The organism is Aliiglaciecola lipolytica (genome assembly GCF_018860635.1).
Classification (GTDB): Bacteria; Pseudomonadota; Gammaproteobacteria; order Enterobacterales; family Alteromonadaceae; genus Aliiglaciecola; species Aliiglaciecola lipolytica_A.
The window spans coordinates 26,159-50,496 of record NZ_JAHKPT010000004.1 but is presented as its reverse complement, the minus strand read 5'-3'; the positions used below and the strand labels follow the sequence as shown (position 1 = coordinate 50,496).

Sequence of the window (24,338 nt, the reverse complement as noted above, 5' to 3'; positions counted from 1 at the left end):
GAAAGTAAAAAACCGCGCTAAATAAAGTCTCATTTTATAGTAATAAGACGATAAATAGCGCGGCTAGCTGCTCATAAATTTATATAGTGTTATTCCACCGCAGTCACTGTTACCACAGCCGCTTCAGGGTCAGGTCCTGACACCTTAAATTGATACAAACCTGCACTCTCAATTTCTAGCATTAAATTGCTCGCATTATAAAGCAGGCCTAAGGGTGTCCCTAAATCGATTGAAGTACTTTCTTCTGCAGCACCTAAATTAACAGTAGACCAATCAGCAGAAGCCACTTTAAATTCATAGCTGCCAGCTTCAAGGTTAATTTGCACGGAGTATTCTCCAGCACCGTCGTAGCTTAATACATCTACTTCGCCCCACCCATTCATGCTACCTCGAATATAAACAGACGTATCTGCAAAAAACTCCGTAGAAAACACAGAAACAGTGGGTTCCTCAATATTGCTTACATCAAAAACAAAGCTATATTCACCTTCCTGCTCAATCGTTAGCGCTAGATTACTACCACTTTTAGCTAAAAACTTTTGTTGGCCAATTACGATAGAAGTATTTGCCTCGGCACTACCGTAATCAACAGTCGACCAATCAGCTGATGCCACTTTAAACTCGTAATCTCCGGCGGCAATATTCATTGTAGTAGTGTAGATACCGCCAACATCATAAGACATTGGGTTATCTTCACTCCAACCATTCATAGCACCACGAACAAATACCGTTGTTCCGAAGAAAGGTTCTTCGTGATCAACACTAAATACAGGAGCTTCTGAGTCACTTGCATCAATAACAAATTTCAAGGTAGCGTCTTGGGTTAGTGTCAATTGTAGATTCGAACCGCCTCTTGATAAGGTTTTTTCATCTCCTAACAACACAACTTGATCGGAAGAACCAAAATCAACTGTAGACCAATCGGCAGACGCCACTTTGAATTCATAAGTTCCGGCAGCAACAGCGATAACAGCTTCATAAATACCGTCACCGACATAGTTCATACTATTACTTTCCCCCCAACCGTTGAATCCACCGCGGACAAACACGGAAGTACTGCCGTAGGGTACAACATCAGGAGCACCTGATGTGGCGTAAGCAGATAAGCCTGTGCCTTGAGCGCCCATTTGTGGTTTAACAAACACTGCAGTGGTTAAGGCTGGCACCGTAAAGGTCCCCTCTCCCTCACCTGCAGTAAAATAAGCGCCGCGAACCACAGGATCTGTAGAAGCCATTTGCACATTGTGCAATTCAAAATCAGTAGCAGTTGGGACAGTGTGGCTTTGCTCTTCGTAGCTGGTGTTAACCACCACCACTAAAGCATCGACCATAGGATCAAGATCAGCTCTGGGCATATCAGGATCGGCAGATACTCCATCATCAATACTCATCACAATCAAACCGTTAGTTTGACGGCGACCAATATTGTGAAACCCAAGACGGTCTATTATCTGATCGCCAGAGGTTAATCTAAACAAAGGACTGCCCGAGCGTATCATTAGCATCTCATCAAATATTGCAGAAGCAAATTCAATTTCAGTCATGCTTGCAGCACGTTCAGGTGCAGCAAAGAAAATTTGCATTTGCTGCCATTTATCTTGATTGTCCTCGGCTAATGGTAGACCAACATTCCAGTTATTCGATTGCATGCTGAAATCTACGTAGTTAAACCAATCTCCAGCATCATAGGTATTACGGTCCATTGATTTAGAGCGTAGGAAATCACCGCCCATTTGTAAGAACGGGATACCCTGAGACATGAGTGGTAAAGTAGCACCTACATTTTGAGCACGCACACGCTCTGCCAATGTTAAGTCATCAGGCAAGGTATATTGGAAATTATCCCATAAGGTTTCATTATCATGCTTAGATACATAATTGATAATATCAGCAGGATCTGTCGCGTAGCCACCAATGCTGCTAGTGGTAGAAGCAACACCATTAAAATCTTCCAGGACGTAATCAGTTAGGGTGCCTGCCAATGACATTTTAATTCTATCCTGGTCGAGCATCGCGGCATTATCAGCTTCGCGCTTGAAGATGTGACCTTGTCGAACCGCTTCACGTATTCGGTCATTGTATGTACCTATTTCTGTACCAGCCATATTCCCTTGATTCGCTTGTTCGTAACCACGGTCTTCACGAGTCCAGCCTTCACCATAGAAATAAGTATCTTCATCCACACTTTTAACCGCTTCAAACAACCGTACCATCGTATCTTTGCTGGCTTGACTCATAATGTCGAAACGGAAAGAATCAAACTTATATTCAGACGCCCACAACGTAAGTGAGTCTTGCATTAATTTTTCCATCATCACATTGCGGGGTTCTGTATCATCGCAACAGGTTTCACGAATAATCGCGCCAGTATCTACTGCATACCTGTGGTAATACCCAGGAACAACTTTATCTAAGACAGATTTTGTGCTGAGTTCTGACGCATTGGTATGGTTGTATACAACATCCAGTGCCACACGTAATCCTAGCCCATGCAATGCCATATTCATTGCGCGCATTTCCTTAATCCGAGCAACCCCTTCAGGGTCAGAGGAATAGCTACCTTCTGGCGCATTAAAGTGAAACGGATCGTACCCCCAGTTAAACTGGTCGTGATTACGCATAGCTTGAGTTAACTCTTGGGCTTTTTGCCCTTCCCCAACACCAAAACTTTCAAATAGCTCAGCTAAGGTCATATCTTCACTAATTGAGCCATCTTTACAAATATCGGCACTGGTATTTAAACGACAAAGTTGACCAAAAGTACTGTTTAAATCCACGACTTTAGTTGTGTCTTCCTCGATTGAAGCAATATCGTTAGCGGGTAATAAATGGAAATGAGTGACACCCGCTTCAGCTAACTTGCGTAAATGCTCTACTGGCAAACTGCCGTCTTCAGTAAAGGCTAAGTACTTGCCACGATTAGCTGCCGAAGTACTTTGGTCGCGCACACTAAAGTCGCGAATATGCCCTTCATAGATGACCGCATCTTCAAAATTTTCAATAGTAGGAATCACATGTGAATCCCACCCATCCGGTTTAAGATCATCATCCTGCAAATTCACAAATTGAGAAAAGCGACTATTTGTGGAAAGACTAACCGAATAAGGGTCAGTGACATTTAATACCTGTATGCCGCTTGCCTTTGGATGATAAACAGTCACTTCATATCGGTATAATTGTCGATCTAATTCCGCACCGCCGGTATACGACCAAACACCAGTATCATCATCTACTGACATAGGTATGGTTGACGCCAGTGTTTTGTCCTGGTTATACAGTTTTAATTGTACATTTTGCGCAGTTGGCGCCCATACTGAAGCAGTGATTGTATCGCCATCATAGATTGGACCTAGCGTTGCTTCATCCGCATCCATATCCCCTGACGTATACACCTGATCAATTGCATTGGCCATTTGAATACCCGTTGCAGCAACTATCAGTCCCTCAGCGTTATAACCGGCCAAAACGGCTTGGGTTTTAAATACAGATTTAGCATCCTCTACAGACCAATCACCATAAAACGCGCCTAAATTCGCTAAATGAGGGGCAATGGCTTGCTGTTCATCGGTTAAGTCAGTTGCCGTCAATTCGATAGCAGTACCATTTAAACCAGTCTCTAAAGAAGCGACCAAATCAGCATCAGCCGAATAATGTAACTTCACCACAGCAACCGCGTCACTGGTATCCCAAAGTAAGGTATTAACGTCTAGCCAGTGAGCTTGTTGGCCTTCAATTTTAACTGGTTGAGGACCGAGCGAAACGATCGGATACTCGAATACGGCCTCTTCACCAGAGAACGTAAAATTCATGCGTGCGAATTTGGGATCATCTTGAGACAGCGGCATTCTTTTATCTGAGCCGCCCATTTCTTTACCGGCGTCATCAGTCCCAATATGGATAATGAAGTTTCCACACGCTCCTGCGCTACCCGCGTAGTTTTCAACAAGATCAATAACCCAATATGCACCATAATTAGGATCCACTCCGTCATGCACGCGACCATTAGCCCAATCGGTATCAGAGTCAGCATATGCACTACAAGTATCATTATTCCACGTGTGTAAACGATAGCCTTCATAGGAGGGATCAGTAGAGGAATTATCCGCACCTACCGCTGCTCGGTTATAATACAAAACCGCCTGATCCGCTTCCGGGGTCACCATAGGTTCAGGAGCAGTTGGGTCAGCTCCCACCACACAGGCATCATTGGTCTCATTAGGTACAGTGGGCGCATCACACTGAATCGGCGGTGGTGCCACGCATGCAGTGCCCGTTGAATTAGGTACATTAGGGACACTACAGGTCAGCAAGTTATTGCTTCCCGATTTAACATCAGCTCCACCACAGCCAGTTAAAATCAGTGCGGTTGCTAGCAGCATCATCTTTATTAATGCGCTTAAATTAGTAAACATAGGTCTATACTCCAATGTTATTTTCTTTTGACAGCGACGATTCGATTTAAAAAGTTTGGTTAGTTTCATAGCGAGTACGTCACCCCAAGGAAGTATTGGGTTCCAAAGTATTGAATAGTGCCGGTTTGAGATTCTCGACCGAAATAACTTTTGGTGGGTGCATCCGTTAGATTATTAATTTGAAACAACACACCTAGATTGTCATTGATGTCGTATGATGCTTGATAGTCAATAATGAGTTCGTCATCGAAGTTAACAATTTGCTCATTTACAGCAACTTGTTTTGAGACAAACGCATCACGCCAGCGCACATTCACGCGAGTTTCGAAGTCTTCGTATTCCCAGAAAAATGTGCCATTTACTACCGTTTCAGATAATCCGGGTAATTGTTGCGGAACACTTGTCCCACCCAAATTTGTTTGAAATTGAATTTCACTTTCAGTGTAGGAGTAACTCGCACTCACCCCTAAGCCGTCCCAAGGTGCAGGTAAATAGCTATAAACTTGGGTGTAAGCCAATTCGATACCTCGAATATAACCGCCTTCTCTATTGTTAACGGCCGTTGTGTAGGGTCCATTCGTGGTTGGAACCGTAATGAACAATGGCTCACCATTGGCATCTGTGGCTTGCGTTGCTTCGGCGCTTGGATCATCAGAATCTAAGAACACAGGTACTTCAATAGAAGAAGGGGTTTGGAAGCCATTGCCAGCGAAATCAAAGGGGTCGATGGTAAAGTCATTAATAAATGACTTAATATCTTTGTAAAATAACGCGACAACAATTGCTCCGTCGGTTTCATCAAAATAATGCTCATAAGAGATATCATATTGATTAGCATAAAATGGACGTAAATAAGGGCTGTTGGTTGAACTACCGGATAGCTCGGCATCACGATCAACGGAAATTTCCCCAGAATCTGGATTCATAGTCGCGTTGACATCAGCTACACGAACATTTGAATTGGCGAATAAGCGATTAATCGGAGGTCTACCCATCACTTTTGCCGCTGCAAATCTAAGTTGGTCTTGCTCGGTCAATTTAAAATTCAAGTTGAACGAAGGTAAATAGTCTGTGTATTTATCAACTAATAACTCTGGACGGTAAAAATTATTGATCAAGCCAACTTCATCGGTGATTAACTGCGCTCCTAACTCAGGATCTCCCATAACTACATCAACTAGGATAGTCTCTCCGGTATCAGGATCAGTCCCTTCCACTTGAATACTGCGACTTACATCTTGTAAAAACGTAGATGATTGTTCTGTTTCAACACGACGAATACCAATGTTTCCTGTAATGGGTAAATCACCGATTTCAGTGTCAATATTTGCCATGATGTAGGCAGACAACACTTTTTCATAGACTTCGCCACTTTCTAACACCGACCATGCCGTATTAGTGGTGCCGCCTGGACTGTTGATCACACCAGGATGACCTGCTCCCCAGGTTTGAACTGGCTGTGGTGTTCCTTCGGGGAACCAAGCTGACAATGCGCTATCAAGATCCACAGAGAGGTAACTTGGGAAATAACCAAAATCCCCTTCCCAATTGACCACAGAAGCCAACTGATCATTCAACGCCAAAGGCGGTTGACTGGCGGAAAATGAAGAGTCGCTGCCATATTCATATACTGAGCGATCATTAGAGTATTCGCGGTCTGAATAACGAACCCCAACCTCAAATGAAGAAATAAATGGATTATCAACTTCATATGTAAGATCTAAACGATATGCAAATAATTCATCTTCATTTTCATAAGGATAGATACCATATTTGGTCACATAGACATTATTTACATCTGAAAAATCATCAAATTGACTAAAGCCGATATCCGGCAAATCCAATCCATTGAGCAAATATGAAATTGAAATATCGGTATCAAATCGAGGCGTTCCACTTTCATCTTCGGCCCCTACTAATGACCACAATAGACCGTTTCTAAATTCACTTTTGGCCTTTGAATATGAAAAATCGACTTTGATATTCAAATTATCCGTAGCCTGCCAATCTGCATTTAATCCGAAATTCTGAATTTCATCAAAATCCTGATTGTCATCATTTACCAACTCAACACGAGTAAATGAATCTGTACCGCGACTAAATGTGCCGCCGATAACCGTATTATTATCCACAACAGGGTTAGTAATGACTGCGGTACCTGGTTCTAGCTTAACTCGAAAACCACGGGCAAATTCCTCAGAATCGAAACGGGAATAAAATGCATCGGTTTTTAATACAAAATTATCAGTGGGTGCCCATTCGATAGCGGCCATATAGCCATCACGGGTTTCTTCGCCACCTTTGTGCTGCATCTCGAATCCTTCGCTGACGAATTCACATTCGATACATTGCTGATCTTTAGGCACATCAGAGGTAGGGTCATAATTTTCCTCATCACCTTCGAGGAAATCTACATCACGCTCAGTATTGTAGGCCAAACCTATAAACTGAGTAGATACACTAGGCTGAAATAACCTTGCGTAACCTAGCGCCAGCCCTAAAGTGTCATCTAGCATTTTAGTTTGGAAAGAAAAACTAATGCGGTGACCAAATTCTTCTGCATCGGACACTTCACCTGCCCGATCGTTATACATGCCTCGCACATTCATATTGAACTTGTAATCTTCTGAAATAGACAATGGACTAGCTGTTTGCAACTCAACTGTGCCTGCTACTCCACCTTCAATTAAGGATGCTTTGGGAGATTTGTATACCGCTGCAGAGGAAATTAATTCAGACGGGTATTGATCAAATTCGATTGAGCGAGATCCGCTAGTGGATACTTGTTCTCGACCATTTAAAGTTGAAAAAACAAAATCACCAGATAATCCTCGGATATTTATTTCAGCAGCTTGCCCTCCCGTTCTCACCGCTGAAATACCGGGTAAACGCGTCAATGCATCTGCCATAGATACATCTGGTAAACCACCTAAATCATCAGCTGATAATTGCTCTGAAACAGTGTCACTGAAACGCTTTTGGTTAAGGGACTTTATTAGACTTGTTCTGAATCCTTTAACCTCTATTTTTTCGATTTGATCCACCTTTGCATCAGGCTGTTGCAACTCTGTTTCCTGAGCAAGGGCACTTATACTTGTGAGTGTCATACCGCTTGCAAGCAAAGCTGTTGTAATCAAACTGGGTCTGAATTTTTTCATGTGTGTTTCCCGTTCCCGTTTGTGGTTTCTATTTGAAAATTTTATCGACAATCTAAATACGATTGGCCAATAACACCAAAATTTACGATCATACAATGTTACATCTGTGTTAACAGAACACTCAATGCTGTGCATACGTATTCAATGCAGTGATGTATAGATTTTGGCTAAAAATGAAGATCTAATCAGGAAAGTTGGAACGAATGAAATGATCTTAAGCTTCTGTATTTATTTATAATATTTGAACGAGAAGATGGATTACTAGGTAACTAAAACAGATTTACTCTCATATTTAGGCACAATAATAGCAAAGGGAAAGTCAAGATCATGATTAACATTGAGACAACAGGATATTATTTAATAACGAGATTATTGTTAAATATTTGTGTTTTTTAGACGACTTTAAATAGCCATAAAAAGGTCGTTTTTTAGACTAAAATAAATAAAAAAAACCCGCCAAATGACGGGTTTTATCTAGCAAATTAAACGCAGATTACCAACCAGTAATTTCGCGTAGCCCTTTACCAATATCAGCAAGTGAACGAACCGTTTTAACACCGGCATCTTCAAGTGCTTTGAACTTCTCATCAGCTGTACCTTTACCACCGGCGATAATTGCGCCAGCGTGACCCATACGCTTACCAGCAGGTGCAGTAACACCAGCAATGTAAGATACAACAGGCTTAGTAACGTTAGCTTTGATAAATTCAGCAGCTTCTTCTTCTGCAGAACCACCAATTTCACCAATCATAACAATAGCTTCTGTTTCTGGATCTTCTTGGAACAATTTCAGGATGTCGATGAAGTTTGAACCTGGGATAGGGTCACCACCAATACCTACACAAGTAGATTGACCAAAACCTTCATCCGTAGTTTGTTTAACGGCTTCATAAGTCAATGTACCAGAACGAGAAACAATACCTACTTTTCCAGGCTTATGGATATGGCCAGGCATGATACCGATTTTACATTCTCCAGGAGTGATCACACCTGGACAGTTAGGACCGATCATACGAACGCCCTTCACGGTCAAGTATTCTTTTACGAACAACATGTCGATTGTTGGAATACCTTCAGTGATACAAATAATCAATTCGATGCCCGCATCAGCAGCTTCGACAATTGAATCTTTACAGAATGCAGCAGGTACATAAATAACAGAAGCAGTTGCGCCAGTTGCTTCAACAGCTTCACGTACTGTGTTAAATACAGGCAAATCTAAGTGAGTTGTACCACCTTTACCAGGAGTTACACCACCAACCATTTGAGTACCGTAAGCAATCGCTTGCTCAGAGTGGAAAGTACCTTGACCACCAGTAAAACCTTGGCAGATAACTTTAGTATGCTTATTAATTAATACAGACATTATTTGCCCTCCGCAGCTTTAACAACTTGCTGAGCTGCGTCAGTTAGACTGCTTGCAGCTATGATATCTAGGCCAGAAGCAGCTAATACTTCACGTCCTAGTTCAGCGTTAGTACCTTCAAGACGTACAACTACAGGTACGTTTACACCTACTTCTTTAACTGCACCAATAATACCTTCAGCGATCATGTCACAACGTACAATTCCACCAAAAATATTAACTAATACTGCACTAACGTTGCTGTCAGAAAGAATAATTTTAAATGCTTCTGCTACACGTTCTTTAGTTGCACCGCCACCAACATCAAGGAAGTTAGCTGGTTTGCCACCGTGAAGGTTAACAATATCCATAGTTCCCATTGCAAGACCGGCACCGTTAACCATACAACCAACGTTTCCGTCTAGTGCTACATAGTTAAGTTCCCATTTAGCCGCTTCAGCTTCACGAGCGTCATCTTGTGATGGATCGTGCATAGCTTTAACTTTAGGCTGACGATATGCTGCGTTACCATCGATAGCAACTTTAGCATCTAGACAATGAATGTCGCCGTCAGCTTTGATTACTAGAGGGTTGATTTCGATCAGGGCAATATCAAGGTCAACAAACATTTTTGCTAAACCTAAGAATATTTGCGTGAACTGTTTAATTTGTACGCCTTTAAGGCCCAACTGAAATGCCATATCACGAGCTTGGTATGGTTGAGCACCAACGATTGGGTCAATTTCAGCTTTTAAAATCTTTTCAGGTGTTTCTTCAGCAACAGTTTCAATTTCAACGCCGCCTTCAGTAGACGCCATGAAAACGATACGACGAGAAGTACGGTCTACAACCGCACCTAAATAAAGTTCATCGGCGATATCAGTACAAGATTCAACTAAGATCTTGCTAACTGGTTGGCCGTTTTCGTCTGTTTGAAATGTAACTAGGTTTTTACCTAACCATTTTTCAGCAAAAGCTTTTATTTCGTCTTTAGATTTAACTAATTTAACACCGCCAGCCTTACCTCGGCCACCCGCGTGTACTTGGCACTTAACTACCCATTCGCTTCCGCCAATTTTATCAGCCGCCGCTGCAGCTTCTTCTGGAGAATCTGTTGCAAACCCTTCAGATACTGGCAAGCCATATTCTTTGAATAATTGCTTACCTTGATATTCATGCAAATTCATGGTGTTTCTATCCGTTTAATTTAATATAAAAGCCGCACATCAGCGACTTGATTAAAGGTGTCGATAATATACCGACATTCGGATAGATGATAACTTCCGTTATCATCTATCAATTCGATTTAGACCAAGGTTTTAAACGTCCAATAATAGACGAGTTGGGTCTTCTAGCATTTCTTTTACCGTAACCAAAAAGCCTACGGATTCTTTACCATCAACGATGCGGTGGTCATAAGATAACGCCAAATACATCATAGGTAAAATTTCAACTTTTCCATTTACCGCCATTGGACGATCTTGGATTTTATGCATACCAAGAATCGCACTTTGTGGAGGATTAATAATTGGAGTTGATAATAATGACCCAAAAACACCACCGTTAGTGATAGTAAAGTTACCACCTTGTAGATCATCCATAGCAAGTTTGCCATCACGACCTTTAAGCGCAAGAGATTTAATACCGCTTTCAATCCCTGCCATTCCCAATGCGTCACAATCTCTTAATACTGGCGTTACCAAACCGCGAGGAGTAGAAACCGCAATAGAGATATCAAAATAGTTATGATAAACAATATCATCACCATCGATTGATGCATTTACTTCAGGGAAACGTTTTAACGCTTCAGTTACTGCTTTTACATAAAACGACATGAAACCTAAACGAATACCATGGCGCTTTTCGAAGCTTTCTTGGTATTGCTTACGCAAATCCATAATTGGCTTCATGTTGATTTCATTAAATGTTGTCAACATTGCAGTAGAGTTTTTCGCTTCTAACAAACGAGTTGCAATGGTTTTACGCAAACGTGTCATTGGAACACGTTTTTCAGTGCGCTCACCGACTAAAGCAGCAGGCGCGGCTGGTGCATCTTTGGCTGCAGGTTTAGAAGCACCTTTAAGATGTTTTTCTACATCTTCTTTAGTGATACGTCCGCCTTTACCAGTACCTTTGATGTTAGCCGCGTCTACGCCTTTTTCAGCTAATAAACGTCTAACCGAAGGACTAAGTGCATCATTTTCTTCTGCTGATTCGGCTTCTGCAGACTCTGCAGCAGTTGGGGCTGCAGCACCCGCACCTTCGATGAAATTAGCGATGACTTGTTCACCAGTAACTGTCTCGCCTTCAGGTGCCAATATGTCACTCAAAGAACCGTCTGCTGGAGCAACGACTTCTAACACTACTTTGTCAGTTTCGATATCCACTAGATTCTGATCCCGAGAAACAGCTTCCCCAGGTTGTACATGCCATGTTGCTATTGTTGCGTCAGCTACCGATTCTGGCAGCACAGGAACTTTAATTTCCACTGATTTACCCTTTGTACTTGATGTAGATGGTTGACTAGCGGCTGGAGCTGCAGATGCTTTAGTACTGCTAGCGCCATCGCCTTCTTCTAGTTTTGCAATTATTTGTTCACCAAGGACTGTATCACCCTCAGCATCCATAATTTCTGTGATTATACCCTGTTCTGGGGATACAACTTCTAGCACTACCTTGTCGGTTTCAATATCAACAAGATTTTGATCACGACTGACTTTGTCACCAACTTTGACATGCCATGTGGCAATCGAAGCATCTGCTACTGATTCTGGTAGCACCGGTACTTTAATTTCTATTGTCATACTGGTTCCTAATTATAAAGTAAGTGCATCATCAACCAACGCTTTTTGCTGTTGATTGTGAACCGCGTTATAGCCAACTGCAGGAGAAGCAGATGCAGTTCTACCCGCATAGGTCAATTTTGCGCCTTCTGGGATAGATGCCCAGAAATGATGCTGGCTACAATACCAAGCTCCCTGATTTTGTGGTTCTTCTTGACACCATACCCAATCTTTTACATGTGCGTACTTCTTGGTTATGTTTGCCACCATTTCCTCACTTGGGAATGGGTAAAGTTGCTCAATTCTGACTATAGCCACATCGTGTTGTTCATTTTTACGACGTTGTTCTAACAAATCGTAATATACTTTACCTGAACACATGACAACACGCTTAACGTCAGCTGGCTTAATTTCATCAATTTCGTCAATGACATTATGGAAGATACCATCGGTCAATTCATCAAAACTAGAAACAGCCAAAGGATGACGTAAAAGTGATTTTGGTGACATCACGATTAGAGGTCTACGCATCGGACGAATAGCTTGACGTCTGATCATATTGTAAACCTGTGCAGGTGTAGAAGGCACACAAACTTGCCAATTGTGATCTGCACATAATTGTAGAAAACGTTCTAATCTAGCTGAGCTATGTTCCGGACCTTGTCCTTCATAACCATGTGGCAACAATAATGTTAGACCACATAAACGTCCCCACTTAGCTTCGCCAGAACTTAAAAACTGATCAATAACCACTTGCGCACCGTTGGCAAAATCACCAAATTGTGCTTCCCAAATGGTTAATGTGCCAGGCTCAGCGGTTGCATAACCAAACTCAAATGCGACAACTGCGGCTTCAGATAAAACCGAGTCGTAGATTTCCATTTTACCTTGAGATTCATCAATGTTTTGTAGAGGCATAAACTCAGCCCCATCAACTTGATTATGCAACACAGCATGACGATGGAAGAATGTGCCGCGACCTGAATCTTGCCCTGTTAAACGAATATTCGTACCTTTAGATACTATATCAGCGTAGGCCAGATTTTCTGCCATACCCCAATCTATCAGTTTTTCTTCTTTTAACATGGCTTCACGATCGCCATATAGTTTCTTAACCCGAGATTGTAATTTGAACTCTTCAGGATATTTAACTATTGAGCGACCTAGCTCAAGTAACCTTTCTTTCTCAATTGATGCGTCATATTCAGCAGTCCAATCGTGCCCTAAGTAAGGAGTCCAATCAACAGAGTGCTCGGTCATTGGACGCCATTCAGGCACAACACATGCACCGTGATCTAACGCTGCTCTGTATTCACTGACCAATTTTTCCACTTCATGCGCTTCAATGCTGCCCTCAGTCGTTAATTGATCAGCGTACAATGCGCGTGGCACAGGATGTTTTTTAATTTTTTGGTACATCAACGGCTGAGTTGCATTCGGCTCATCGGCTTCGTTGTGGCCATGACGTCGATAACATACCAAGTCAATCATCACATCACGTTTAAATGTGTTGCGATAATCTAATGCTAATTTTGTCACGAATAAAACCGCTTCAGGATCATCAGAGTTAACGTGAAAAATAGGCGCCTGAACCATCTTTGCAATATCAGTACAATATTGAGTGGAACGAGTATCTTCAGTTTTAGAAGTGGTAAAACCAACTTGGTTATTTATGACTATTCTTACTGTACCACCTACTTTGAATCCCCGTGTCTGAGACATATTAAATGTCTCTTGCACAACGCCTTGTCCAGCAATGGCCGAGTCACCATGAATAGTAATTGGTAGTACGGTAGAACCATCAGCACAGTTGCGGCGATCAAGTCGCGCTCTTACTGAACCGATAACAACTGGGTTTACGATTTCCAAATGTGAAGGGTTAAATGCCAACGCTAAATGAACGTTGCCACCGCCGGTAGCGAAATCAGACGAAAAACCAGCATGATATTTAACATCACCAGCGCCAAGCGATTCATCGTGTTTACCGGAAAACTCATCAAATAAAACTGATGGATTTTTTCCTAAAACGTTCACAAGTACGTTTAATCGTCCACGGTGAGCCATACCAATAACAACTTCTTTAGCGCCACTTTCACCCGCGTGGTTGATTAACCCTTTGAGCATAGGTACTAAAGCATCGCCGCCTTCTAACGAAAAGCGTTTAGCTCCAGGGAACTTAGCACCTAGGTATTTTTCCATACCATCTGCAGCAACTAAGCCTTTAAGAATATTGATTTTTTCATCACGACTAATTTCAGGTTTTGCCTGTACCGATTCGATACGTTGTTGTAACCAACGTTTTTGTTCGGTATCCGTTATGTGCATATATTCAGAACCAATAGAACCACAATAAGTTCTATTTAAAGAAGTGAATAAATCCTTCAATGTCATCGTTTCTTGACCAATTGCATAAGATCCCACATTAAAATGTGTGTCGAAATCTTTTTCAGTCAAATTATGATGAGATAATTCTAAGTCGCGAACTCTAGGCTGCTTCCATAAATCCAATGGATCTAAATTGGCATGTTGATGCCCTCTAAATCGATAGGCATTAATAAGCTGGAGTACTTTGACTTGCTTATCATCACTTGTTGAAGTTTTTGAAGGTGCACTGCTAGTTGCTCTAGCCGCTGGGCCTAGTGCTGCCAACGCTTTAAATTGTTCTCTAATTAAAGAATGGTTGGTATCTAATTCAACGCCTTCTACTTTAGGCAGGCTTTCGAAAATACTTCGCCACTGCTCTGAAACACTGTTGGGGTCTTCCAAAAATGTTTCGTAGAGTTCTTCTATATAAGCAGCGTTGCCGCCAGCCATGTGTGAAGAATCCCACCATGCTTTCATCACGCTTTGTTGCATTATTGTCCCTTTAAAAAGTAAGGCTAACAACCGGATATCTAGTATGCGTAAATATCCAAAAAATAAAAGTAAATAAACCTAAAAGGTTTGATTTTTTAAGTAAAAAAGCCATCCTGCAAAGGATGGCTATTTAGACTTGCTGTCACGAATAACACCACTGGTGTTAAATGACTAAACTAAACAGCCCGTTGTAGTAGCATCGACTTGATATGGCCGATGGCTTTCGTCGGGTTTAGTCCTTTGGGACAAACACTAACGCAGTTCATTATACCGTGACAACGGAACACGCTAAAAGCGTCGTCCAAATCACTTAGTCTAGCATCAGTTGCTGTGTCACGACTATCAATTAGGAATCGATAAGCATGCAGTAATCCAGCAGGTCCAATGAACTTGTCAGGGTTCCACCAAAATGACGGACATGATGTAGAACAACATGCACATAGAATACATTCATATAAGCCATCCAGCTTAGCACGCTCTTCAGGAAGTTGAAGATGTTCACGGGCTGGCGGATGATTGTCGTCATTGATCAAAAATGGTTTAATTTTTTCATATTGCGTATAGAACTGACTCATGTCAACGACCAGATCACGTACGACTGGTAAACCAGGTAATGGACGAACCACAATTTTACCTTTTCCTAAAGCGGAAAGCGGCGTGATACATGCCAAACCATTTTTACCATTCATATTTACGCCATCAGAACCACAAACACCTTCACGGCATGAGCGACGGAATGACAACGTAGGATCTTGTTCTTTAAGGGCGATAAGCGCATCAAGCACCATCATATCTTGCCCTTCTTCCACTTCAAGCGAGTATTCTTGCATGCGTGGTGCGTTATCAACATCCGGGTTGTAACGATATATTGAGAAAGAAAGATTCATCTTCGTTACTCCAATTAATAAGTTCTAGCTTTAGGTGGAAATGCTTCACGTAATTTAGGTGTCATGTTCACATCACGTTTAAGCATTGATTCTGACTCTGGTAAATAAACAGAGTGACATAACCACTGTGAATCATCACGGTCAGGATAATCGAATCGGCTATGAGCACCACGACTTTCCGTTCTAAAGTTCGCTGCAACTGCAGTACTAAATGCAGTTTCCATTAAGTTATCTAGTTCAAGACACTCAATACGTTGAGTGTTGAAATCGCTACTCTTGTCATCTAAACGAGCGAATTTCAATCTTTCTCTAATTTCTTTCAATTCAGCAAGACCTTCGGCCATCGCATCACCTTCACGGAATACAGAGAAATTAAGCTGCATACATTGCTGTAAGTCTTTCTTAATTTGTACTGGATCTTCGCCTTTACCAACTTCTGAGCTTTCCCAGCGATTGAAACGAACCAGCGCTTCTTCAACATCAGTTTGCGATGCTTCAGCAAAATCAATCTTATCGATAGCTTCACCAAGGTGAAGACCAGTGGCACGACCGAATACAACCAAGTCTAATAGCGAGTTTCCACCAAGACGGTTTGCACCGTGCACAGATACACATGCAATCTCACCACAGGCAAACAACCCACCAATTGGTTTTTCGTTGCCATCTTTATCGATGCTGATAGCTTGGCCATCAACATTAGTTGGAATACCACCCATCATATAATGACAAGTTGGAATAACTGGAATTGGCTCTTTAACTGGATCCACGTGTGCAAACGTACGAGACAACTCAAGGATACCCGGTAATCTAGATTCTAGAACGTCTTTACCTAGGTGATCTAGTTTAAGTTTAATATGCGTACCCCAAGGACCTTCACATCCGCGACCTTCACGAATCTCAGTCATCATTGAACGGGCAACAACGTCACGACCAGCCAAATCTTTAGCATTTGGTGCATAACGTTCCATGAAACGCTCACCGTCTTTATTAAGAAGGTATCCACCTTCACCACGGCAACCTTCGGTTACTAGCGTACCAGCACCGGCTATACCTGTTGGGTGGAACTGCCACATTTCCATATCTTGAACTGGAACACCAGCTCTTAATGCCATACCAACACCGTCGCCAGTATTAATGTGTGCATTAGTGGTTGAAGCGTATATACGCCCTGCACCACCGGTAGCCAATACTACCGCTTTAGATTTAAAGTAAACGACTTCACCACTTTCAATGTCAATAGCAGTACAACCGACTACATCACCATTTTGGTTTTTGACGAGATCAAGGGCATACCATTCACTGAATACTTTTGTTTTATTTTTAACATTTTGCTGATAAAGCAAATGCAATAATGCGTGGCCTGTACGGTCAGCCGCTGCAGCTGTACGAGCGCCTTGCTCACCGCCGAAGTTTTGAGATTGACCACCGAAAGGACGTTGATAAATGCGACCGTCTTCAAAACGAGAAAATGGCAAACCCATATTTTCCATTTCAATGATCGCTTCAGGACCAGTCTTACACATATATTCGATAGCGTCTTGGTCACCGATATAATCAGAACCTTTAACCGTATCGTACATGTGCCATTCCCAGTTATCTTCATGGGCGTTTCCTAAGGCTACAGTGATTCCGCCTTGGGCAGACACTGTATGTGAACGTGTTGGAAACACTTTTGAAAGTAACGCACAGGACTTGCCTGATTGAGAAATTTGTAAAGCTGCTCGCATTCCAGCGCCGCCAGCTCCTACTACTACTGCATCGAACTCATGAACCGGAATACTCACTTCACACCCCACAAAACAAATAAACCAACTGCAACATAAACAAAAGCAATAATGTTAAGTACATATTGTAACGTTGCTCTTAAACCTGGAGCCTTGACATAATCGGTTAAAACTTGCCATAGACCAATTCTTACATGGTACATAATTGCGACTAGCGTAATGAAAGTGAAAACTTTCATAAATATGCTAGAGAACAAATCTCTCCATACTTCAAAAGTCACCACTGGAGTGGCGATAAAGAAATATGTCATGTAAAAAGAAAATAAGGTAATGATAAGTGCCGTAGCACGCAGAGTAACAAAATCTTGCACTCCATTACGTTTCAAACTCGCTTGTTCCGTTACCACAATATCACTCCTATAACGATAGTCACTAACACCCACAAACCAATAGTGGCTTGTGCGCTTAAATTACCTGACTGAATTTCTTCCCAATGACCCATGTCCATAATCACGTGACGGATACCGCCAAGGATATGATAGGTCAATGCGGATAAAGTACCGATAGCCACGAATTTACCAAGGGGCCCTGCCATAACTTCTTGCACTGTATTAAACCCATCAAGGGAAGATACAGATACAGCCCAAGCCCAGATTACGAAAATCAGAGCGAAGAACATTGCGACACCGGTTGCCCGATGTAAAATAGAAACTATAGCTGAAGGGGGAAAACTTATCGTATTGAGTTGCAGATTGACTGGTCTTTGTTTTTTCACTTTATGTGCCTGTAATCATTGTTGAGGTTTGACGCATTTATTTAAAGTTATTTTATTGTATAGTGCATAAACGAAAACTGAGTTGAACAAGTTCAACTGTTAACACTTTGTTAATTAACTATTAAACCTTTAACAACTAAGCGTTTTTTTTCATTTAGTGGCACAAAGTATATCCAGCGTTGAGCTTAATTACAATTTTTGTTCTAGATAAAAAAACTGTTTATTCAAAGTTTTCGATATTAATAGGTATTCTGAATACATTATGAGAATAAATATTAAACATTCATGTATTAAAATTGACTTGCAGCAACTTTCTAAGTACAAATAGCACACTTTTTTTCATGGCTGTTATTATTTAAGATATTTATAACAGTTTAAGAACTTAGTCTAAGGAGAACATCTTATGGCAGAAACTAAAGCCATTTTAAAGGTAGGCGACAAAGAGGTAGAACTTCCGGTACTTTCGGGAACTGCTGGGAACGACGTAATAGATGTTCGAGCTTTAGGCTCTAGCGGTTACTTCACTTTTGACCCTGGTTTTATGGCTACTGGTTCTTGCGAATCATCCATCACGTTTATTGATGGAGCTAAAGGCGTATTGCTTCATAGAGGTTATTCAATCGAAGAGCTTGCCAGAGACGCTGATTATATTGAAGTTTGTTATATGTTGTTACACGACAAAACGCCAACTTCAGAAGAATATGCTGATTTCAAAAACACTATTACACGTCACACATTGGTTCACGATCAATTAACAAATTTCTTTAGAGGTTTCCGCAGAGACGCGCATCCTATGGCCATGTTATGTGGAACAGTAGGCGCACTTTCTAGCTTCTATCATGATGATTTAGATATTTCAGATCCTGAACAACGTCTTCGTAGTGCATATCGCTTAATCGCTAAAATGCCTACTTTAGTAGCCATGTGTTACAAATATAACGTTGGTCAACCCTTTGTTTATCCTCGTAATGATCTAAGTTATGCAGAAAACTTCTTAAACATGATGTTTTCTGTACCAGCTGAAGATTACAAAATCAGCCCTGCTGTTGCTAAAGCTATGGATCGTATCTTTACGCTGCATGCTGACCACGAGCAAAATGCATCGACTTCTACAGTAAGACTTGCAGGTTCTTCAGGTGCTAACCCATATGCGTGTATCGCAGCTGGTGTTGCATCTTTATGGGGACCGGCTCACGGTGGAGCTAATGAAGCTTGCTTAAACATGCTGCAAGAAATAGGCAGTGTTGACCGTATTCCAGAGTTTATCGACCGCGCTAAAGACAAGAATGACCCTTTCAGACTAATGGGATTCGGACACCGTGTTTATAAAAACCACGATCCTCGTGCAACTGTTATGCGTGAAAGCTGTCACGAAGTGCTAGAAGAAATGAATATCGATGATCCTTTGCTAAATGTAGCTATGGAACTTGAAAAAATCGCCTTGAGCGACCCCTATTTCGCAGAGAAGAAACTTTTCCCGAATGTGGATTTTTATTCAGGTATCATTCTTAAAGCAATTGGCATTCCTACTAACATGTTTACTTGTATATTCGCATTAGCAAGAACTGTTGGTTGGGTTTCTCATTGGCATGAAATGCTTAGTCAACCTGGACAAAAAATTGGGCGTCCTCGTCAGCTTTATACTGGTGAGAACTTAAGAAAGTACACCCCAATTAAAAAATAACTTTTAGTTATGTTCAAAAATAGCGCCTTTTTTGGCGCTATTTTTTTGTAAACTGAACAATCAATAAACAACTAAACAGGCATTAACTATAAATTTACACAATGTTGCCTAAATGTTTAATGATTGACAGTTTAAATAATCGATTGTTTTTTGAAAAACGATTGAACTAGCTAAGTTAAATTTACGTAAACATCGAATAAAACGAGTATAAGTGATAAAAAATGCTTAAATACCACGCCAAAATATTAGGGTACGCAGGCCTAATTCCATTTATCATGTTGCCTTTTTTCATTCTATGGGAAACCGTTTCTTACTTTGAAGGGGTCGGTTTCTTCATTCAATACTCCGCTATAATACTGTCGTTTTTAGGTGGGGTGTTATGGTTTGACGGAATTAATAACGAACGTTCTATTAGCTTGTTGTATATTGCCATGTTGCCGTCAATTTTAGCCTGGTTAAGTGTTATTTGGTTACCTCCAAAGATAGCCCTGATTGCTTTAGCCTGTGCTTTTACTGTGGTTATTTTCTACGAATTTAAACTTTCCACCTTGGCCGTATGGTATCGATCCTTAAGAATACGCTTGACCTCGATTACCGTTGGTAGCCATTTAATGATGATTTGGTTAATTCAGCAAACGTCTCAATAATTAAAATTCAAAATCCCAAAACAATTTTCAACATAAAAAAATAGCCCTAATGGGCTATTTTTGTTGTTTATATTATCAAAAACAAGAGGTTTTAAGCTCGAATGAGCTCCAATAATTCCGCTGTTTTTTGCTCCATCAAGGCAATATCACCTGAGGATTCAACATTTAGGCGAATAACCGGCTCTGTATTCGATTTACGCAAATTAAATCGCCAGTTGCCAAATTCCAAGCCAACACCATCGGTATCATCAATAACCTCAGCCAGAGGCTGATATTTTGCGATAACTCTTTGTAATGCAGCATCAGCGTCTTCAAGCAAGCTATTAATTTCACCCGAAGAAGGAAAAGCAGCTATTCGCTGTTTAACTAATTCAGATAAAGGTTGAGAGCTTGTGCAGATTAACTCAGCAACGAGTAACCATGGGATCATACCTGAATCGCAATATGCAAAGTCTCGAAAATAATGATGCGCACTCATCTCACCGCCATAAACAGCATCTTCTTTTCGCATTCTTTCTTTAATGAACGCATGACCCGTTTTACTCTTTATCGGGGTCCCGCCAGCTGCTTTAACAATATCTTCGGTATTCCAATAAACACGCGGATCATAGATGATTTTACTGTCTGCATTTTTATCTAAAAATGCTTTAGCTAATAAACCTACAATGTAATAGCCTTCAACAAAGTCACCTTTTTCATCAAACAAGAAACAACGGTCAAAGTCGCCATCCCAAGCGATACCCATATCAGCTTTGTGGGCGATAACGGCATCGGCAGTATCCGCTCGGCTTTCTGGTAATAATGGATTTGGTATACCATTTGGAAAGTCACCATCTGGTTGATGATGAACTTTGATAAATTCAATGGCAACATTTAGCTCTTTGAGTTGTTGTTCAATGGCATCTAACGCTTTTCCTGCCGCACCGTTACCCGCATTTACAACTAGTTTTAAAGGCTTAAAGTTTTTCAAATCAACGTAAGACAACATATGTTCAACATAAGCGGGTAAACAGGTACGTTGAGAATACTTTCCTGAAGTGGCAAGCTTTTCTGTTGAAACACTACCCTGCCCCTTTAAAAAAGCGTCGTCGCTACAGCGCTTATCCGAAAAAAAGTTTAAACGCTCATCGACAATGGCCTGCTCATATTGTTCTGCAATATCTTTTATTGCAAATAAGCCAGTATCACCGCTGATTGGACGAGATTCGCTTTTGACTAATTTCATACCATTATAATCAATGGGGTTATGACTGGCGGTAACTTCGATTCCGCCATCAACTTTTAAATGTTTAGTGGCGAAGTAAATTTCTTCGGTCCCTGTCATCCCAAGGTCAATAACGTTTGCCCCGCCATCAACTAAACCGGCGCTAAGTGCTAACTTTAATGGCGCAGAGGTATGACGAACATCTCCACCAACCACCACGTCTTTAGCTTTTAGGTATTCGGCATAAGCTCGACCAATACGATAGGCAACATTTTCGTCCAACTGTTGCAACAACTTGCCGCGAATATCGTACGCTTTAAAACAACTAATTTGCATCTTGATCAATCCTTATTTACTTAGCAGTACGACCATATCTATCGGAAAAGCGAACAATATCGTCTTCACCTAAATAACTACCTGATTGCACTTCAATAAGCTCAAGAGGCACTTTGCCTGGATTTTCTAACGCATGAACTATACCAATTGGAATATATGTCGATTCATTTTCAGTAACTAAGAAGGTTTCTTCGCCATTAGTCACTTTTGCGGTACCTGAAACTACAATCCAATGTTCCGCGCGGTGATGATGCATTTGAACTGACAATTTTTCACCAGGATTAACGGTAATTCGTTTCACTTGGAAACGGCCACCATTATCTATGGAGTCATAACTTCCCCAAGGTCTGAATACTTCACGATGAAATTCAAACTCAGGTCGATGCTGTGCTTTAAGTTCGTTAACCACGGTTTTAATGTCTTGAACTTTATTTTTGTTGGCTACCAAAATTGCATCTTTAGTTTCTACAACTACCACATCGTCCAAACCAACCACTGCAATTAAACGCTGCTCTGAATTAATGTAACTATTATTCGTATTGGTTAGCATCACATCGCCCACACAAACATTGCCTTGGGAGTCTTTTGTATCTGAGGTTTCCCACAACGACGACCAACTGCCAACATCATTCCAACCAGCATCAAGAGGAACCATAGCGGCATCGTCAGTTTTTTCCATTACCGCGTAATCCACCGAATCATCTGGACAGGTAGCGAAAATGTCAGCATCGACTCTAACGAAGTCCAAATCTTTAGATTCAGATGAAATCGCTTCTTTACATACTTTAAGCATCTCAGGTGCGAATTTTTCCAGTTCCTGCAAGTAACGACTTGCTTTGAACATAAACATTCCGCTGTTCCAATAGTAATCACCATTAGAAACGTACTTTTTAGCGGTTTCCATATCTGGTTTTTCTACGAATTGAGAAACCGCAAATCCGGTTTCAGAATGGTTTAATTGCTCGCCTCTGCGAATATAACCGTAACCAGTGTGTGCACTGTCTGGAACAATTCCAAAGGTGACTAGTTTACCCTGTTCAGCCAATGCATTGGCATGTTGTATCGCTTTGTGGAACGCTTTATTGTCTTTAATTAAATGGTCTGCAGCCAACACTAATAAAACCGGATCTTGACCTTCGCTACATGCTTGCAACGCAGCTAAAGCAATAGCAGGCGCGGTATTTCGGCCAACAGGTTCAAGTAAAATACCACCATGTTTCCTACCTTGTTGACGTAACTGTTCAGCAACTAAGAAACGATGGGCTTCGTTACAAATGTAAATAGCAGGCTCTACTTGCAAACCATCGAGTCGGCTAATCGTATTTTGCAGCATGGTGTTTTCATCGGTTAATGCCAAAAACTGCTTTGGTAATGCAGCTCGAGATTTTGGCCACAATCTACTTCCAGATCCGCCGGCGAGTACAACTGGTTTCATGTATTTTTCCTTTTTTATATTTTAATGATGTCTAGATTAGCAACTCGCTAATATTGGATACTTTGAAGCTCGCCTAATTCTAGAAATCACCCGTTCCACAAACATAGTTAAACGCATGCTATAAAAGCTGCGCTTAGTAATCAACAACTGAATGTCTATTAACTGTAAATCGTCCATTTAAAGCCAATTACAAACACAATATTAACTTTTTCCTTTCATTTTTTTAACTTCTAAACAGTGTCATAAATTAGCAATATTGATAGTACTTGTTATACTGCGCGGCAATCGAAATATCGCGAACAAATTTCATCTATGCAGGAACAAAAATCTCGCTTTGGCGGCACTGAAAGACTTTATGGTTTAACCGAAACACAGCGTCTAAAAGACGCTCATTTTTGTGTGGTCGGCATTGGTGGTGTGGGAACTTGGGCAGCTGAGGCTTTAGCCCGCACAGCAGTAGGTAATATCACCTTAATCGACCTAGATGATATTTGTACCACTAACACTAATCGCCAAATTCATGCCCTAACCGACACCGTTGGCGAAGCGAAAGTGGAAGTAATGGCTGCACGAATAAAGCAAATTAACCCTGATTGTAATGTAAATTGCATTGAAGATTTTGTCACCCCAGACAACTTAAATGAATATATGAACAATGGATTTGATTATGTCATTGATGCAATTGACAGCGTGCCTGCAAAAGCCGCTTTGATAGCCCATTGTAAACGAAATAAAATTAAGATAATTAGTACCGGAGGGGCTGGCGGTCAAATCGACCCAACCAAAATCACCATCGCAGACTTGTCAAAAACCGTTCAAGACCCCCTTGCGGCGAAACTTCGCAATCAGTTAAGGCGCTTTCACAATTTCAGTCAAAATCCCAAACGTCGATTTGCCGTAGAGTGTGTCTATTCCACTGAACAACTGCGCTACCCTCAAGGTGATGGCAGTGTGTCTTGCCAAAAATCTGAGACTCAAAATAGCGCAAGACTGGATTGTAATAGCGGCTTTGGGGCATCCGTTTCAGTGACCGCATGTTTTGGTTTTTTTGCTGCATCACGAGCAATTAATAAGTTTTTATCAAGCTAAACT

The 24,338-nt window shown here is 41.2% G+C and carries 15 protein-coding genes; 3 read left to right on the top strand and 12 right to left on the bottom strand.

Annotated elements, in window-relative coordinates:
- Window positions 1-89 precede the first annotated feature (89 nt).
- The 10 genes from KO530_RS00520 to sdhC all read right to left on the bottom strand — a co-directional run bounded on the left by KO530_RS00520 (window position 90) and on the right by sdhC (window position 17,940).
- A complete protein-coding gene (locus KO530_RS00520; protein ID WP_216046436.1) occupies window positions 90-4,412 on the bottom strand; it encodes an alpha-1,6-glucosidase domain-containing protein in 4,323 nt (1,440 codons plus the stop codon).
- 65 nt (window positions 4,413-4,477) lie between these two features.
- The gene (locus tag KO530_RS00515) at window positions 4,478-7,570 is read right to left on the bottom strand and encodes a TonB-dependent receptor (RefSeq protein ID WP_216046435.1); all 3,093 of its coding nucleotides are present in this window, start codon (window positions 7,568-7,570) and stop codon (window positions 4,478-4,480) included.
- 493 nt (window positions 7,571-8,063) lie between these two features.
- Window positions 8,064-8,936 (bottom strand): succinate--CoA ligase subunit alpha, encoded by an 873-nt coding sequence (gene sucD, locus KO530_RS00510; RefSeq protein WP_216046434.1) that lies wholly within the window; start codon window positions 8,934-8,936, stop codon window positions 8,064-8,066.
- The gene (gene sucC / locus KO530_RS00505; RefSeq protein WP_216046433.1) at window positions 8,936-10,102 is read right to left on the bottom strand and encodes an ADP-forming succinate--CoA ligase subunit beta; all 1,167 of its coding nucleotides are present in this window, start codon (window positions 10,100-10,102) and stop codon (window positions 8,936-8,938) included. Before sucC ends, sucD begins: the two co-directional genes overlap by 1 nt.
- 132 nt (window positions 10,103-10,234) lie before the next feature.
- Window positions 10,235-11,719 (bottom strand): 2-oxoglutarate dehydrogenase complex dihydrolipoyllysine-residue succinyltransferase, encoded by a 1,485-nt coding sequence (odhB, locus tag KO530_RS00500; protein WP_216046432.1) that lies wholly within the window; start codon window positions 11,717-11,719, stop codon window positions 10,235-10,237.
- 12 nt (window positions 11,720-11,731) lie between these two features.
- The gene (gene sucA / locus KO530_RS00495; RefSeq protein WP_216046431.1) at window positions 11,732-14,554 is read right to left on the bottom strand and encodes a 2-oxoglutarate dehydrogenase E1 component; all 2,823 of its coding nucleotides are present in this window, start codon (window positions 14,552-14,554) and stop codon (window positions 11,732-11,734) included.
- A gap of 176 nt (window positions 14,555-14,730) precedes the next feature.
- Entirely contained in the window at window positions 14,731-15,441 is a 711-nt protein-coding gene (locus KO530_RS00490; RefSeq protein WP_216046430.1) for a succinate dehydrogenase iron-sulfur subunit, read from the bottom strand.
- Window positions 15,442-15,455: 14 nt separating this feature from the next.
- Window positions 15,456-17,225 carry a succinate dehydrogenase flavoprotein subunit gene (sdhA, locus tag KO530_RS00485; RefSeq protein WP_216046429.1) on the bottom strand — a complete coding sequence of 590 codons (1,770 nt, stop codon included), beginning with the start codon at window positions 17,223-17,225 and terminating at the stop codon, window positions 15,456-15,458.
- Complete coding sequence (gene sdhD, locus KO530_RS00480) at window positions 17,222-17,572, bottom strand: succinate dehydrogenase, hydrophobic membrane anchor protein (RefSeq protein ID WP_216046428.1); 351 nt, start codon at window positions 17,570-17,572, stop codon at window positions 17,222-17,224. The genes sdhA and sdhD overlap by 4 nt, the downstream gene beginning before the upstream one ends.
- A complete protein-coding gene (gene sdhC, locus KO530_RS00475; RefSeq protein ID WP_216046427.1) occupies window positions 17,566-17,940 on the bottom strand; it encodes a succinate dehydrogenase, cytochrome b556 subunit in 375 nt (124 codons plus the stop codon). Before sdhC ends, sdhD begins: the two co-directional genes overlap by 7 nt.
- A gap of 403 nt (window positions 17,941-18,343) precedes the next feature.
- Between sdhC and gltA the strand changes: the two genes are divergently transcribed.
- Together gltA and KO530_RS00465 are read left to right on the top strand one after the other, a co-directional pair.
- Window positions 18,344-19,624, top strand: coding sequence for a citrate synthase (gene gltA, locus KO530_RS00470; protein WP_216046426.1), 1,281 nt, complete (start codon window positions 18,344-18,346; stop codon window positions 19,622-19,624).
- A 221-nt stretch (window positions 19,625-19,845) separates the two neighbouring features.
- Entirely contained in the window at window positions 19,846-20,271 is a 426-nt protein-coding gene (locus KO530_RS00465; RefSeq protein ID WP_216046425.1) for a DUF3429 domain-containing protein, read from the top strand.
- Window positions 20,272-20,362: 91 nt separating this feature from the next.
- On the opposite strand, the gene KO530_RS00460 is transcribed toward KO530_RS00465, so the two are convergent.
- Window positions 20,363-21,811 (bottom strand): phosphomannomutase CpsG, encoded by a 1,449-nt coding sequence (locus tag KO530_RS00460; protein WP_216046424.1) that lies wholly within the window; start codon window positions 21,809-21,811, stop codon window positions 20,363-20,365.
- A gap of 16 nt (window positions 21,812-21,827) precedes the next feature.
- Window positions 21,828-23,246 (bottom strand): mannose-1-phosphate guanylyltransferase/mannose-6-phosphate isomerase, encoded by a 1,419-nt coding sequence (locus tag KO530_RS00455; protein WP_216046423.1) that lies wholly within the window; start codon window positions 23,244-23,246, stop codon window positions 21,828-21,830.
- Between the two features lie 312 nt (window positions 23,247-23,558).
- On the opposite strand from KO530_RS00455, the gene tcdA reads away from it, so the two are divergent.
- A complete protein-coding gene (tcdA, locus tag KO530_RS00450; protein ID WP_216046422.1) occupies window positions 23,559-24,335 on the top strand; it encodes a tRNA cyclic N6-threonylcarbamoyladenosine(37) synthase TcdA in 777 nt (258 codons plus the stop codon).
- The last annotated feature ends 3 nt before the right edge of the window (window positions 24,336-24,338 follow it).